Origin of the sequence: Pedobacter superstes (assembly GCF_037622515.1) — a bacterium.
In the GTDB taxonomy this organism is placed as follows: domain Bacteria; phylum Bacteroidota; class Bacteroidia; order Sphingobacteriales; family Sphingobacteriaceae; genus Paradesertivirga; species Paradesertivirga superstes.
In genome coordinates this window covers 220,329-235,220 of the sequence record NZ_JBBJCN010000003.1, presented here as the reverse complement: position 1 = coordinate 235,220, position 14,892 = coordinate 220,329, and the positions used below count along the sequence as shown (strand labels likewise).

16 protein-coding genes are annotated in these 14,892 nt (G+C 38.1%); 13 read left to right on the top strand and 3 right to left on the bottom strand.

Translation table 11 applies throughout. The features are described from left to right. Window positions 1-28 precede the first annotated feature (28 nt). From atpE to atpG, 5 genes are all read left to right on the top strand, one after another. On the top strand, window positions 29-244 hold the full coding sequence (gene atpE, locus WG906_RS09870) for an ATP synthase F0 subunit C (protein ID WP_106292165.1): 216 nt from the start codon (window positions 29-31) through the stop codon (window positions 242-244). A 76-nt stretch (window positions 245-320) separates the two neighbouring features. Then, on the top strand, window positions 321-830 hold the full coding sequence (locus WG906_RS09865) for a F0F1 ATP synthase subunit B (RefSeq protein ID WP_339992423.1): 510 nt from the start codon (window positions 321-323) through the stop codon (window positions 828-830). Between the two features lie 83 nt (window positions 831-913). Continuing rightward, a complete protein-coding gene (gene atpH, locus WG906_RS09860; RefSeq protein WP_339992422.1) occupies window positions 914-1,459 on the top strand; it encodes an ATP synthase F1 subunit delta in 546 nt (181 codons plus the stop codon). A 164-nt stretch (window positions 1,460-1,623) separates the two neighbouring features. Beyond that, window positions 1,624-3,198, top strand: coding sequence for a F0F1 ATP synthase subunit alpha (gene atpA / locus WG906_RS09855; RefSeq protein WP_339992421.1), 1,575 nt, complete (start codon window positions 1,624-1,626; stop codon window positions 3,196-3,198). A gap of 88 nt (window positions 3,199-3,286) precedes the next feature. Beyond that, window positions 3,287-4,171, top strand: coding sequence for an ATP synthase F1 subunit gamma (gene atpG / locus WG906_RS09850; protein ID WP_339992420.1), 885 nt, complete (start codon window positions 3,287-3,289; stop codon window positions 4,169-4,171). Window positions 4,172-4,224: 53 nt separating this feature from the next. On the opposite strand, the gene WG906_RS09845 is transcribed toward atpG, so the two are convergent. Further along, window positions 4,225-4,677, bottom strand: a complete 453-nt coding sequence (locus tag WG906_RS09845) for a hypothetical protein (RefSeq protein WP_339992419.1) — start codon at window positions 4,675-4,677, stop codon at window positions 4,225-4,227. A 143-nt stretch (window positions 4,678-4,820) separates the two neighbouring features. Between WG906_RS09845 and WG906_RS09840 the strand changes: the two genes are divergently transcribed. Further along, on the top strand, window positions 4,821-5,813 hold the full coding sequence (locus tag WG906_RS09840; protein ID WP_339992418.1) for an aldo/keto reductase: 993 nt from the start codon (window positions 4,821-4,823) through the stop codon (window positions 5,811-5,813). A gap of 154 nt (window positions 5,814-5,967) precedes the next feature. Here WG906_RS09840 and WG906_RS09835 read toward each other — a convergent pair whose 3' ends face one another. Beyond that, the gene (locus WG906_RS09835) at window positions 5,968-6,141 is read right to left on the bottom strand and encodes a DUF6496 domain-containing protein (RefSeq protein ID WP_339992417.1); all 174 of its coding nucleotides are present in this window, start codon (window positions 6,139-6,141) and stop codon (window positions 5,968-5,970) included. Window positions 6,142-6,247: 106 nt separating this feature from the next. On the opposite strand from WG906_RS09835, the gene WG906_RS09830 reads away from it, so the two are divergent. Continuing rightward, a complete protein-coding gene (locus tag WG906_RS09830; RefSeq protein ID WP_339992416.1) occupies window positions 6,248-6,469 on the top strand; it encodes a hypothetical protein in 222 nt (73 codons plus the stop codon). 266 nt (window positions 6,470-6,735) lie between these two features. Here the strand turns inward: WG906_RS09830 and gldB are convergent, their stop codons facing one another. Further along, window positions 6,736-7,767 carry a gliding motility lipoprotein GldB gene (gene gldB / locus WG906_RS09825; RefSeq protein ID WP_339992415.1) on the bottom strand — a complete coding sequence of 344 codons (1,032 nt, stop codon included), beginning with the start codon at window positions 7,765-7,767 and terminating at the stop codon, window positions 6,736-6,738. 61 nt (window positions 7,768-7,828) lie between these two features. On the opposite strand from gldB, the gene WG906_RS09820 reads away from it, so the two are divergent. The 6 genes from WG906_RS09820 to WG906_RS09795 all read left to right on the top strand — a co-directional run bounded on the left by WG906_RS09820 (window position 7,829) and on the right by WG906_RS09795 (window position 14,825). Next, on the top strand, window positions 7,829-8,455 hold the full coding sequence (locus WG906_RS09820; protein WP_339992414.1) for a porin family protein: 627 nt from the start codon (window positions 7,829-7,831) through the stop codon (window positions 8,453-8,455). 18 nt (window positions 8,456-8,473) lie between these two features. Beyond that, window positions 8,474-10,114, top strand: coding sequence for an NAD+ synthase (locus tag WG906_RS09815; protein ID WP_339992413.1), 1,641 nt, complete (start codon window positions 8,474-8,476; stop codon window positions 10,112-10,114). Between the two features lie 111 nt (window positions 10,115-10,225). Further along, window positions 10,226-10,993 carry a TatD family hydrolase gene (locus WG906_RS09810; RefSeq protein ID WP_339992412.1) on the top strand — a complete coding sequence of 256 codons (768 nt, stop codon included), beginning with the start codon at window positions 10,226-10,228 and terminating at the stop codon, window positions 10,991-10,993. 45 nt (window positions 10,994-11,038) lie between these two features. Then, window positions 11,039-12,091: an asparaginase gene (locus WG906_RS09805; RefSeq protein WP_339992411.1), complete on the top strand. Its 1,053-nt coding sequence runs from the start codon at window positions 11,039-11,041 to the stop codon at window positions 12,089-12,091. 499 nt (window positions 12,092-12,590) lie between these two features. Continuing rightward, window positions 12,591-13,934, top strand: a complete 1,344-nt coding sequence (locus tag WG906_RS09800) for a phage integrase SAM-like domain-containing protein (RefSeq protein ID WP_339992410.1) — start codon at window positions 12,591-12,593, stop codon at window positions 13,932-13,934. Further along, a complete protein-coding gene (locus WG906_RS09795; protein ID WP_339992409.1) occupies window positions 13,935-14,825 on the top strand; it encodes a hypothetical protein in 891 nt (296 codons plus the stop codon). The last annotated feature ends 67 nt before the right edge of the window (window positions 14,826-14,892 follow it).

Genomic DNA, 14,892 nt, shown 5'->3' with positions numbered 1-14,892 from the left:
TTTTAAAAACTATATAAATTAAACAATTATGGTAGGTTCAATCGCTGCAATTGGTGCAGGTTTAGCAGTTATCGGTGCAGGTATCGGTATTGGTCAGGTTGGTGGAAAAGCAATGGAAGGTATTGCTCGTCAGCCAGAGGCTGCTTCAAAAATTCAGACTGCTATGATCATCGCAGCTGCACTTGTAGAAGGTGTTGCTTTGTTCGGTGTGGTAGTAGCATTGTTGGGTAATAACCCACAATAAGAACTCATAGAGTCCGGAAATTTAACGGTTGGTTGTTTTCCGGCTCTTGTTTTTGACTGATAAGAAATTGTAAAAAATGGAAGAATTATTTGAAGGTATATTAAATCATCATCTTGGCTTTGTTGTTTGGTCGACTATCGCATTTTTACTTCTTTTAATTTTATTAAAGAAGTTTGCCTGGACTCCTATTCTGACTGCTATAACAGATCGTGAACGCTCTATAGAGAATGCGCTTGAATCTGCTCAAAAAGCTAAGGAAGAAATGGCTCGTTTAACCAGCGAGAATGAATCATTATTAAAGCAGGCACGTGCAGAACGTGATTTGATTTTAAAAGAAGCTAAGGAGCTTAAAGATAAGATTATCGGAGAGGCTAAAGCCAGTGCTCAAATTGAAGGCGCAAAAATGCTTGAAAAAGCTCAGCATGAAATTGAGACACAAAAAACTGCGGCTCTTGCTGAAATAAAAGGACAGGTTGCTGAACTTTCTATTCAGATTGCTGAAAAAGTTTTGCGTAATAAATTGCAGGACAAAAGCAAGCAGGAAGCATTGGTCTCTGAATTGCTAACGGAAGTGAAATTGAACTAGTGGTGGGTACAATGTGTCAAGTATAAAGTTTAGCTAGACTTGATACCTGATATTATATACTTTATACTTACAAATAAATAAAGATGTCTGAAATACAAGTAGCATCACGATACGCAAAATCATTAATAGACCTGGCTGAAGAGCAAAATTCTTTAGAAGCGATAAAAGCGGATATTGAGTCGTTTATTAAGGTTATGCACCAAAATTCGCAATTGCAGGCAGTTTTACGTAACCCGATAGTTGGAATTGATAAGAAAATTAAAATTCTTAATCAATTATTCGGCAGCAGTTTCCATAAAGTTATCATGACTTTTTTCAAGATTGTTGTGACAAAAGGACGTTCCGGAATTCTTTACGGAACAGCCAAAGAATTTGTTAACGAATACAACAGACGTAAAGGAATACTCCATGCTCTTGTAACTTCTGCTGCACCACTTACTGAGGAGCAGAAAAGCAAGATAACTTCAATAGTGGTTGAAGCTACTAATGCGCAGGTTGTTTTAGAGAGCAGAGTTGATCCTGACCTGATTGGAGGATTTATATTGAAAGTTGGAGACAGGCAGGTTGACGCAAGTATTTCAAGCAGTTTGAGTAAACTGAAAAAGGAGTTTTCGCAAAAGGTGTTTTAGTTCTTCGACAGGCTCAGCATGACAATAACAAAAGGGAGACAGACCCCGAAATCTAAACCTGATTGAAGCGGAAAGCCCGCATAGCGGCTTGAAGCGGAAAGCAGGACAAAATTTACAAAAGAGTACATAACAAAGATTTACAATAAAAACTCATAAATAAAACTATGGTAGAGGTAAGACCAGATGAAGTTTCGGCAATATTGCGCCAGCAGTTGTCAGGCTTTAAATCAGAGGCCGAACTTGAAGAAGTTGGTACCGTTTTGCAAGTAGGTGATGGTATCGCTCGTGTTTACGGCCTTACCAAAGTTCAATCGGGCGAGCTGGTTGAATTTGAAACCGGTTTACAAGGTATTGTATTGAACCTTGAAGAAGATAACGTAGGTGTGGTTTTGCTTGGACCTTATAGTGAGGTTAAGGAAGGCGATACAATCAAACGTACGAATAAGATCGGTTCCATACAGGTTGGTGACGGGATGCTGGGCCGTGTAGTGAACACGCTTGGACAACCAATTGACGGAAAGGGCCCGATCATGGGTGCAACTTATGATATGCCAATTGAGCGTAAAGCTCCTGGGGTAATCTATCGCCAGCCGGTTACTGAGCCATTACAAACTGGTATCAAAGCAATCGATGCGATGATTCCGATTGGTCGCGGCCAACGTGAGCTGGTTATCGGTGACCGTCAAACTGGTAAAACAGCAGTTTGCATCGACACAATTATCAATCAAAAAGAATTTTATGAAGCTGGTCAGCCGGTTTTCTGTATCTATGTTGCTATTGGACAGAAAAGTTCAACAGTAGCTCAGATTGTTCGTACACTTGACGAAAACGGTGCAATGCCTTATACGGTAGTTGTTGCTGCTTCTGCAGCAGACCCTGCACCGATGCAGTTTTTTGCTCCTTTCTCTGGTGCGGCAATCGGTGAATTCTTCCGTGATACAGGACGTCCTGCTTTGATCATTTATGATGATTTATCAAAACAAGCCGTTGCTTACCGTGAAGTATCTTTGTTACTTCGTCGTCCACCGGGTCGCGAAGCATATCCTGGAGACGTATTCTATCTTCACAGCCGTTTATTAGAGCGTGCTGCTAAGATCAATGCATCTGATGAGATTGCTCAGAGTATGAATGACTTGCCTGATTCAATCAGACATTTAGTTAAAGGTGGTGGTTCATTAACGGCCCTTCCTATTATCGAAACACAGGCAGGTGACGTTTCCGCATACATTCCAACCAACGTAATCTCAATTACTGATGGTCAGATCTTCCTTGAGTCTAATTTGTTTAACGCAGGTGTTCGTCCGGCTATTAACGTAGGTATTTCTGTATCACGTGTGGGTGGTAATGCTCAGATCAAGTCTATGAAGAAGGTTGCCGGAACGTTAAAACTTGATCAGGCACAATACCGCGAGTTAGAGGCTTTCTCTAAATTTGGATCAGACCTTGATGCTGCAACTAAGTCGGTATTAGATAAAGGTGCGCGTAACGTAGAAATCTTAAAGCAAGGCCAGTTTTCTCCGGTAGCGGTTGAGAAACAAGTTGCTATTATTTATATCGGAACCAAAGGTTTATTGCGTCAGGTTCCTATAGACAAAGTACGGGAATTCGAAAAGGAATATATTCAGCAATTGGAAGTGCGTAATCCGGAGGTTTTACAGGCCCTTAAAGCCGGTAAGTTTGATGATAGCATAACTTCTGTTCTTGAAACAGTTGCTAAGGAATTAGCAGGAAGATACTAATAGAGATTTGAGACAATAGATATGAGATATGAGAACATGCGACGAAAGTCTCATGTCTCGCATCTCACATCTCACATCTAAAAAAAGAATGGCTAATTTAAAAGAAGTAAGAAATAGAATTGCATCGGTAAGTTCTACCCAGCAGATTACCAAAGCTATGAAAATGGTTTCGGCTGCTAAGTTAAAAAGGGCTACCAATGCTATTATACAGTTACGTCCGTATGCTAATAAGCTTCGGGATATCTTGTCAAATCTTTCTGCAAGTTTAGAAGAATCAACTTCTCCGCTAATCCAGGAGCGTGAGCCTGTAAGGGTTCTTGTAGTTGTTGTAGCTTCAAACCGTGGATTGGCCGGAGCTTTTAATGCCAATGTTATTAAAACCGCCAATCAACTGATTGCCGAGAAGTATTCTGAGCAATTAAGAAATGGGAATGTCAGTATTGTAGCTATCGGAAAGAAAGCCCAGGATTTTTATGAGAAAAACAAATACAGTGTTGTTGGAAACAACAATGAATTGTATTCTGCTTTGAGTTTCGAAAATGCCTCGGTTATTTCAGAAGCAATAATGAAAGGCTTTGTGAATGGTCATTATGACAGGGTTGAAGTAGTTTACAACCAGTTCAAAAATGCTGCAATGCAGGTTCTGGTTTCAGAGCAGTTGCTTCCGGTACCTCGACCTCAGCAAACTACCCAAAGTTCCGCTTCGAAAACTGATTATATTTTAGAGCCTTCGCAAGAGGAAATTGTGAATGAGCTGATCCCTAAATCAGTTAAAACTCAACTATACAAAGCTATCTTAGATTCTCATGCATCTGAACATGGTGCACGTATGACTGCGATGGATAAAGCGACTGAAAATGCCGGTGATTTGTTGAAAGCTTTAAAACTTTCTTACAACCAGGCACGTCAGGCAGCTATTACTACCGAGCTTTCGGAAATTGTAAGTGGAGCTGCAGCCTTGACCGGAGGGTAATAGTTTAAGAATAAACAATATGAAAGTCCTGATTATTTAAATAGTCGGGACTTTTACTTTATAAGAATAATTGGTTCAATGCTGTTGCAGTTAGTGCAAATTGTTGTTTGATTCAGTTTTAAACTTAGAATCTTTATTGTTTCACAACATCCCGCTTCTTTAACTGATGCTTCAATTTTTATAACATCTTCTGTTTTATCACCCAGTTTTAATGTAAGATGCTGTGAGTAGGATAGAGGCAGAATAATATATTTATTGCTTTTGTCTGCACTATCAACCCAAAATTGCAGATCTTCATTGAAAAGTGTGCTTCGAACTTTCAAGTCGCCCGGGCTGTATGGCGCATTTAATGAGAAAAGAAGATCCTGATTGTTTGAATCTTTAAATTTAATCTTGAGATGAACCCTTGGAGCGTCACATAAATAGGCAGCACATAGATCTTCTTTCACGCTGCATGCGGATATCAGAAATATAATGAATAATAATATGACAAACCTGATGCTCATAATTTAATTACGCAAACAGGTTTAAATTTGCTACATCGATACCTTTGATTTTGCTTAATCTGCAGACGTGTTAGTTTGTCAATTTATGTGAGGGATAAGCTAAACATATTATTAGAAATCATGTTTCAACAATAAAATTAAGTATGGAATATAGAAAGCTAGGAGAATCTGATTTGGAACTTTCGACAATAACTTTTGGTGCCTGGGCTGCGGGTGGTTGGATGTGGGGCGGTACAGAACGTAAAGAGTCAGTAGATGCAATAAGAGCTGCCTATGAGAATGGTGTAACTTCCATAGATACTGCGCCTGTGTACGGCCAGGGGCTAAGTGAAGAAATTGTTGGCGAAGCTATAAAGGGCTTGCCCAGAGATAAAATTCAAATTCTTACAAAGTACGGATTGCAATGGGAGACACCGACAGGTGAATTTTATTTTAAGAGTAAAAATAACCAGGGCAAGGATATTGATATTTATAAATTTTCCGGGAAGGAAAGTGTGATAAAAGAATGTGAAGTTAGTCTGAAGCTTTTGGGAACCGACTATATTGATTTGTATCAAATTCACTGGGCTGATCCGACAACTCCAATCCATGAGACAATGGAAGCTGTAGAGATGCTGATCCAACAAGGGAAGGTTAGATATGCTGGCGTATGTAATTATAATGCAGACCAGATGGAAGAAGCTGAAAAAACAGTTAAGCTGGTTTCTAACCAGGTGCCCTATAGCATGGTCAATAGAAAAATAGAAGAAGTGGTGATTCCGTATTGCCTTGCTAACAAGAGATCTATTCTGGCTTATAGCCCGATGGAGAGAGGTTTATTAACAGGAAAAATTAAGCCCGGCCATGAATTTTCTGAAGGAGATCACCGGTCTGGCGTAAGGTTTTTTTCTCAAAATAATCTCGTGCAGGTTAATGTGTTTTTGAATAAGATAAAGCGTATCGCCGATGATAAAGGAATTACTCTGGGTCAATTGGCTTTGAAGTGGACCATTGAGAAGCCTGGGATTACTATTGCTTTGGCCGGTGCAAGAAATTCTGGTCAGGCTATTCAAAATGCTAAAGCAGCGGATGTTCATTTATCCGCAGATGAGATGAATTATATTAATATGCAGTTGGATGAGTTGGTAATTGAATAGCTCTTATATGTTCAGCGCATATTTCGCGCAAAGCCAGAAGTTGATAAATTGCAAAGCTTGCAAGTATTTATGCCGGAAAGACGATGTTTTTAATCGAAAACTTTGTGTTCTTTGCGTATGTTATTGCAAGCTTTGCGTGAAACAGTATTGTGAATCACTTCTTTTTGGGGACTTTTGCTCCTTCTTTCCGTGCCTCAGATAAGCCAATTGCCACAGCCTGTTTTTTTGATGTTACTTTTTTTCCTGTCCCGGTTTTAAGTTTCCCTTCTTTCATTTCATGCATGACTTCTTCAACTTTCTCGCCTGCCTTTTTCGAATACTTTGCCATAACTTTTTAAAAAATAAAAGCTTTTGAAATCGAAAATGGTTTTAAAAGATTAAAAGCTTTTTTGTATTGAATCAGATTTGTAATTTCGCGGCATAAATTATTGTAAATGGAGAATCCAATAGAAACGTATAATAAAAGCGAAAGAAATATCGATAACGCTAATAATCCTAGTCATTACACTTTAATGGCTCTGGGTGTTTTTGTAGCTGTTTTGGGCGCGGTGTTACGCTTCCTGGCCGACTGGACATTTGTAAATTTACTTTCCAATATTATTCTGGTTATAGGTGTTGTACTTTGCCTTAAAGCAGTATCTAACATCCTTAAATAAATTCCTGACTTATAGGGTGTTAAAAGCTCTGTAGGCGATTTTTTTATTGCACCAAAAGCATGCTTTTGGGCGTTTAGAGCATAATGAAAAATTTATTTTTTTTCCTTGCTCTGCTTTTGCCTGTAATTTCTTTTGGGCAAACTAAATCCCATTCAGATACGAACTGGCTCTCCCGGACGGCTGGGCATGCCAAACGGTCGGGCGCATTCAGGAAGTATTGGGCGGGATGGTAACACCACAATCAAACAAGTGGATACCCTGCTGAATTAATCCGGCCTGTACTTAGACTTATCCAGGATTTTTTGGAAATTCATATCACCCATTAAATCCTGTAATGTAACTGAAGGATTTTTTCTCATATATTCTTTTACTATTTTCCAGCCAATAAATAATCCAAGCTTTGGTGCAGATTCATTTTTCTCGCCGATGCCTGGTGTAAATGGGGCTTCAGAGAGATATTTCTGGATCTTAAAATAGTCAGTTTCAAATAAAAGATTTTGCTCAAGAAAATAAGCCCAAATACCCCCTTCATATTCTTCCGCCCATTTTTGCTGTTCGCTGGTATAGCCGATTTTTACCGAATCCGGAACTTCAGGCATAATGGCATCCATAAAGTATAAAATTTTACCATTATATATTATTTTCTGCATTAAAGATGTGCTTGCATCGGGTTCTGGAAATAATTCTTCACGCGTGAATGTTTCGATAACCCTTGGAGTAATATTCTGCGGTGTAAAGCGTCTTGAAATGTATGCTGGTATACTGCTCCTCAGCGCCGGGTAGAATCTGGAATCAGATCCTAAAAACATATCCAGCCCAATACCAATATAGTTATTGCCAATAGGCGTTTGAACAGAAAATCCGGAAAAGAAAGAAATTATTCTTGGTATAGTTTGATTAGGATAATAATATTTAACGTGTTTAAACGCATCAGTTAATTCTTCCTCCTGTTTTTTCAGATCCGGAAATTTCTCGCTGACTTCCTTTTTTAAAGCATTGTAATCGGGAGCAGAAAGTACCGTTTTGAGGTTTTGATAATATTCCCGGCTGTCTGTATTTCCTACGCCAAGCATGCCATTCATGAAATCCTCATAAAAAAAACCATACTTTTTCTGCAGGGTGGCGACTTGATTCTGAAAATTTTGAGGATTGAGCGAACTTAACTCTTTATCAAATCTTTCAATCTTTATACTAAGATTTATGTTACTTACATCAACCTCTTTTTTATTCTTGCATCCGAATACAAAGATGCCAATTAAAAAAAACAGGTAGATTTGGAAAGTGCTTTTGATATTCATTTTAAAATATAAAGCGAAAATAACAAAAACAGGTAAAGAGACAGCTCTAAAAATAAAGCGTATGAGATACATAGTAATACTTTCCAGTTTGCTTTTTGGTGCTTTCGCGGGGCAGAGTCAGGAAGTTGAGAAGAATTTTAAGTTAGGGTTTACCTTATCACCTAATTTAAGCTGGGTCACAAATGATGGGAATAATTTGGCGGCCGACGGAAGTAAGGCTGGATTTTCATATGGTGTACTTGCAGATATCGGATTCGCAAAAAATTATTTCTTTTCAACAGCTTTTACGGTAACAGCATTAAATAGTAAAGCTGTGAGAACTGGTATTTCTGCCGATAAGTACAGGCTGCAATTTATCGAAGTGCCTTTTACTTTAAAACTTAAAAGTAATCCGACAGATCAGGGAAGATTTTACGGTCAGTTTGGTCTGGGTACAGGAATTAATATTTCTGCTAAAAAGGATGCAGAAAGTGTTGGGTCAAATATCCTGGTAAAGGATATTTCAATATCATCGGACGTAAATACTTTCCGTTTGGGATTAATCATGGGAGCAGGGGCCGAATGGAATGCGGGCAAAAATTTAACTATTCTTACCGGCCTTAGTTTTAATAACGGATTTACAAAAGTTTTTAAGGATTATGACTCGCGTAATCCTTTTATTGCCTTAAATCTGGGTGTGTTTTTTTAATAATTTCTATAAACAGCAATGAAGATCGCATTAGCTCAATTAAATTACCACATTGGTAATTTCGAATCAAATACAAAGAAGATTATTGGAGCCATTAATGAGGCAAAGCAAAAGGGGGCCGACCTCGTGGTTTTTGCGGAACTGGCTATCTGCGGGTATCCTCCGAGAGATTTTTTGGAGTTTTCTGAATTTATTGAATTATGTGAGGATGCTGTAAAACAGATTGCGGCGGCCTGTTCAGACATTGCCTGTATTCTTGGAGTTCCGACAAAGAACCCAAGGATAGAGGGAAAGGATTTATTTAATTCTGCGTATTTTATTGAAAATGGACGAGTAAGCAGTGTCGTTAATAAAGCATTATTGCCGACTTACGATGTTTTTGATGAGTACCGTTATTTTGAGCCATCCTTAACCTTTTCGTGTATAAGCTTCAAAGGCAATAAGATAGCTTTGACTATTTGTGAGGATCTTTGGAATATTAACGATAATCCGCTGTACATCTCTGCGCCGATGGATGAATTGATCAAGGAGAAGCCAGATTTGATGATAAACATAGCCGCTTCGCCATTCTCTTATGATCATGACGATAACCGGTATAAGATATTAAGCGACAATTGTAAACAATATCATTTGCCTTTACTCTATGTAAACCAGGTAGGCTCTCAAACCGAAATAATTTTTGACGGCGGATCGCTGGTTTTTAATGTTCAGGGTGAAATGCTGGATCAGTTGAATTATTTTGAAGAAGATGTCAGGATTTATGAATTCAAAGCGGGTGAGATAATTGGACATCAAAAGAAAGAGCATAATCCGCTTCCCGATATTGAGCAAATTCACCATGCTTTAATCTTGGGAATCAGGGATTATTTCTATAAATCAGGATTCAGTAAAGCGGTACTGGGCTTATCCGGTGGTATAGATTCTGCCCTTGTTTGTGCCCTTGCTGCAGAAGCGCTGGGTCCTGAAAATGTTATGGCTGTTTTGATGCCATCAAAATATTCTACGGACCATTCTGTGCAGGATGCTTTGGATCTCGTAAAGAATCTGGGTTGTAATCATGAGGTAATTGCGATTAAAGATGCCGCCGATGTTTTTGATTCTATGCTTGCACCAGTGTTTAAAGGCCTGCCTTTCAATGTAGCGGAAGAAAACATACAGGCACGTTGCCGGGCAGTGATTGTAATGGCATTCTCAAATAAATTCGGGTATATTTTGTTAAACACCTCAAATAAAAGCGAGTGTGCTGTTGGTTATGGTACTTTATATGGTGATATGGCTGGCGCCATAGCGGTGCTCGGAGATGTTTATAAAACGCAGGTATATGAGTTGGCTCAGTTTATCAACCGAGAACGCGAAATAATCCCGTTAAATAGTATTGTTAAACCTCCTTCGGCGGAACTACGACCGGATCAAAAGGATAGCGATTCATTACCTGATTATGATGTACTTGATAAACTTCTTTTCCAGTATATCGAATTGAAAAAGAGCTCCCGTGAAATCATATCGCAGGGTTTTGATGAACATCTGGTTAGAAAAGTTATAGCGATGGTAAATAAAGCCGAGTTTAAGCGCTATCAAACTCCTCCTATTTTGCGGGTTTCTCCCAAAGCATTTGGCATGGGTAGAAGAATGCCGATTGTAGGGAAGTATTTGTCATAAATGTTTTGTCTGGAAGAAAGCTGAAATTCACCCATTTCGAGTGAAACGAGAAATCTTTTAGCATATTCCTTACCAGCCCGATCAAAACCATCTTTTCTTATATTTGTAAAAATGATTCTTACCGATACACACACACATCTTTATTACGAAAGAGATGTCGAGAAAAGGAAGGCATTACTACAACGTTGTCTGGATAAACAGGTGAACCGTCTTTTCTTGCCCAATGTTGATTCAGAATCCATTTCAATGGTTTCTGAAATGGTTTCCGAATATCCTGAAAATTGTTTTGCGATGCTTGGTTTGCATCCGTGCGATGTTAAGGGCGATTTTACTGCAGAGCTTGAAATTATCAGACAGGCCATATCCAAAACTAAAATATATGCTATTGGAGAAATCGGGATAGATTTATATTGGGATAAAACCACATTGGCAATTCAACAGGAAGCTTTTCACGCCCAAATTGCCTGGGCAAAAGAATTAGATCTACCCATTGTTATACATTGCCGGGATGCTTTTAGTGAAGTATATGAGCTATTACTTTCTGAAAAGGATGAAAAGCTAAAAGGAATATTTCATTGCTTTACAGGGACCAAAGAACAAGCCGATCTAATCATTGAATTAGGTTTTTATCTTGGTATCGGAGGCGTAGTGACCTATAAAAATTCGGGTCTTGATAAAGTTGTGCGACAATTAGAATTAAAAAATATCGTTCTTGAAACGGATTCGCCTTTTTTAACGCCCGTGCCGTTTAGAGGAAAACCGAACGAAAGCAGCTATCTTACGTATATAGCTGAAAAAATAGCGGATATCAAGGAGGTTTCTGTAGAAACTGTAGCTGAGATTACCACAGAAAATTCAAAAAATATTTTTGGGGTTTGACGGCGGCTTTCCTTTTATATCTTTAGACAATAATTTAGTTTAGGAATGACAAAGGTTTTGATTATTTACACCGGAGGAACTATTGGAATGGTTCACGATAAAGTTACGGGTGTATTAAAGCCTCTGGATTTTGAACATATTACAGAAAATGTTCCCGAATTACAGCGTCTTCCATATCAGATCACGGTACATTCTTTTGATGAAATTATTGATTCATCAAATATGTCGCCGCTTATCTGGATAGAGTTGGCTGAGTTGATTGAGAGAAATTATGAGGGCTATGATGGCTTTGTAATCCTTCATGGGTCTGACACTATGGCTTTTACAGCCTCTGCATTAAGTTTTATGCTGGAAGGTTTGAATAAGCCTGTTATTTTTACCGGCTCACAATTACCGATCGGCGAAATCAGGACCGATGCTAAAGAAAATCTGATCACCGCTCTTGAAATTGCGTCTGCTAAGATGGCTAATGGTAAGGCAAGGGTTCCTGAGGTTTGTATTTACTTCGATTTTCAGTTATTTCGCGGAAACCGCTCATTCAAATATAACTCTGCTAAATTCGAAGCATTTCGATCACCGAACTATCCGGTTCTGGCTGAAGCAGGAGTTCATTTACGCTTTAATGATAGCAGTATACGTAAATGCGACGATTGCGTTTTCAGGGTGCACAAAAAATTAAATAATGCCATTGCTGTTTTAAAGCTTTACCCCGGAATCAGTAAAGAAACTGTTGGCGCAATAGTAAGTTCTGCCACAGATGCTATAATTTTAGAATCCTTTGGCGCCGGAAATTCTAATACCGAGAAATGGTTTCTGGATTGCCTTGAATCCGCAATCAAAAGAGGGAAAGTAATTCTTGATATTTCTCAATGTAAGGTAGGAAGTGTGGAATTAGGGCGCTACGAAACCAGCCGGGAGCTAAAAAATATGGGTGTTGTCAGCGGTTTTGATATGACCTACGAAGCGGCTGTAACCAAATTAATGTTCCTCTTAGGGCGTGGCTTTACTTATGATCGTATTTCTTCCCTCCTTGAAACCGATTTGCGTGGAGAGCTGAGCAAGGTTAGCCCGATGAACTGGACAAAAGGTGTTTTTTAAAATGTAATTCGCTTTTAAATCTAAGCCGAGAAGAGGAATTTATTGTTCATATTTTCTCTAAAAGAATGGTATCATTACTGGTATCAGTCAGGTAGGCGGTTACCCGAAAATATAAGGGTACTCCCTAAAAGGATACAGATAATGACGGTATCCCCTCGTGAGTTGGGAAAAGTCGGCTATTTACTTGCCGAATCACTCCCATTTTTATGATAAATGGTGTATAAATCGGTGTTTTAATCAAAAATAAAAAGCCTGCAATCATTTGATTTGCAGGCTTTTTGTGTGTTTGGATATGGAAACATTGCGGAGAAAGAGGGACTTGATCGTATGATTTTCATAGGTTGTATTTGATAATTAAACCGATTGTTGTGTATAAAAGTTAGGTATGGAGCTTATTTTGGCTTATAACCAATTAAACCTCGTTAACAAATTAACTGCACCACTAATTGCACCACTAAAACATAATCGTTACTTTTGAATTAGGTTATCAAATAACGACATGATAGGTACAATTAGGATAGAGCTTCGAAAAGGGGTATCTGCCAAAAACGGTATGACTCCGTTAAGTCTCATCTATTCTCTAGCAGGCGTTCGCAAACGTTATAGTCTGAATCTATCTATCTATCCTGAGTATTGGGATACTAAAGACCAAAGAGCCGTTTACATCCCTCAAAAAGAGGCACGGAGATTATTTCCGTCATTGTCAGTTAATTCCCTGTTAACAGAGACTGAAATAAAAGATATCAATAAAGCCGTTGATAAAGCTAAAGCGAGTATCGAAGATATTGAAGATAAGTTTATTGCTTTGAAAACCCCATTCTCTTCTAAACTGATTATTGATTCATTATTGGCTAATCAAAACCAGTTAACGAAAAAAGAAGAGGTTACTGGATTGGTTTATGATTTTATGGATCGATATATCAAAGACCATGAAGCAACGCGCGAGAAAGGGAGTTTAACGGTTTATAATTCAGTAAAAAATCATTTAAAAGCTTACCAGGATGCAACGGGGAATAAGGTGACCTTCGAAACAATCGATTATTCATTTTTTCATAAGTTGCAATCTTTTCTTATTAATAGAACCAAAACAGATAAGGAGGGGAATGTTAGCCCGATGCTGAATAATACGACTATTGCAAAAGCCTTGAGTACGATTAAGACCTTTTTAGGTTACGCACGAAAGCACGGCATTAAAGTAAATGAGAGCTATCGAGACTTTACGATCAAAAAAGAGAAGCTGGAGGTGATTGCATTAGATCAAAAAGAGTTCGATAGTATTGTTAGCCTTGATCTGTCAAAAAATAAAAGGCTCGATAAAGCGCGAAATATCTTTGTTTTTGCTTGCGCTACTGGACTTAGGTATTCCGATATGGCACAACTGAAACGGGAGCACATAAAAGATAACGTTATCACTTTAACGGTAAAAAAGACTAAAACAGAATTAACCGTGCCTCTAAATTCAGTATCCTCGGCTATACTTGAGAAATACCAGGATTTGCATAAGCCTTTACCAATGATTAGCAACCAGAATTTAAATATTTCCATAAAGGACCTATGTAAGGAAGCTGGAGTTAATCAACCTATTGAAATTGTTCGTTTTCATGGCAAAAAGCGAGTTGTGAATACCTACCCTAAGTACGAATTAATACACTTCCATACGGCTCGTAAAACGTTTGTAACTCTATCTTTAGAAAAGGGTATGAGTGCTGAAGAGGTTATGACTATAAGCGGCCATGAAGATTACAAGTCTTTTGCCAGGTACGTAAAAGTAACAGAGAAGCGTAAAAAGGTTGTGATGCTTAAGGCATGGGGAGAGCCAGTTCAAAAACTTAAGGTAATTTAAATGATGAAAACAACAGCAATAGATAAAGTTTTACGGGAATTACAGATCATTGAGACTATTTTTAAGAGCCAATTCTCATCTAATGGAATAGACCCAAATATTACCCTAGTGAATGAAAAAGGTGATATGTTGATGACTGGGCGATTTATTAATCAAATTCATTTGTTTTCTGATCAAGAGTTATTTAATATCCAAGAGTTTAAAGGCGTGATAACAGAACGTTTTGAAACTGTACAAAATCCTGTATTACTTAAAAACCAATTGATTGAAGTTTATAACAAAGCTGTGTATGTAAGAGATTTATTCAACGAAAATCTAACTGGTAACAGCGATGTTTTTAAACGATTTAAGTTTGATATTGACAGCAGAAAAAAAGCGGAATTGGAACTGCATCCAAGTAAGAAGTTTAGTTGGATCGAATATTATTCAGCTGCAGTCACAGTTTACAATAATTTCTTAGGTGTCATTTACTTTGGGTTGGATAGGATTATTAGAGGAAAAGAACTTGAGTTTCGTTATCTCTTCGATAATTATACTCTTGCCTCTATTTGCCAAACTCTTATTGAATTTATAGATAAATTTGAAATAATTTCTAATACACCAAATAATGGGAGTTCACTTTCTGCTTTTGAAAGTGCTTTGATGTATTTCATATTATTTAGAGCCGGGAAAGAGGCTAATTTAACTCCTATACAAGTTGCGGATAAATACTCTATAATGTTTAACAACAGTCACGATAATATTAGGAAGGCTGTTCCCACTATAGAGGCCCGTCATCGGAATGGGGAGCCTTTGGCAAATAAAAAGCAGTTTCAAAACGTACAACTAGCATTAAACGGACACCCTGATATTAAAAAGTCAATTGATAACTTGATAGCTATGATTAACTAAAAATAATCTTGCAATATTTAGGGTAGTTACCCTAGGGTTACCCTGACTGTTTATGCCCTTTTTTTCT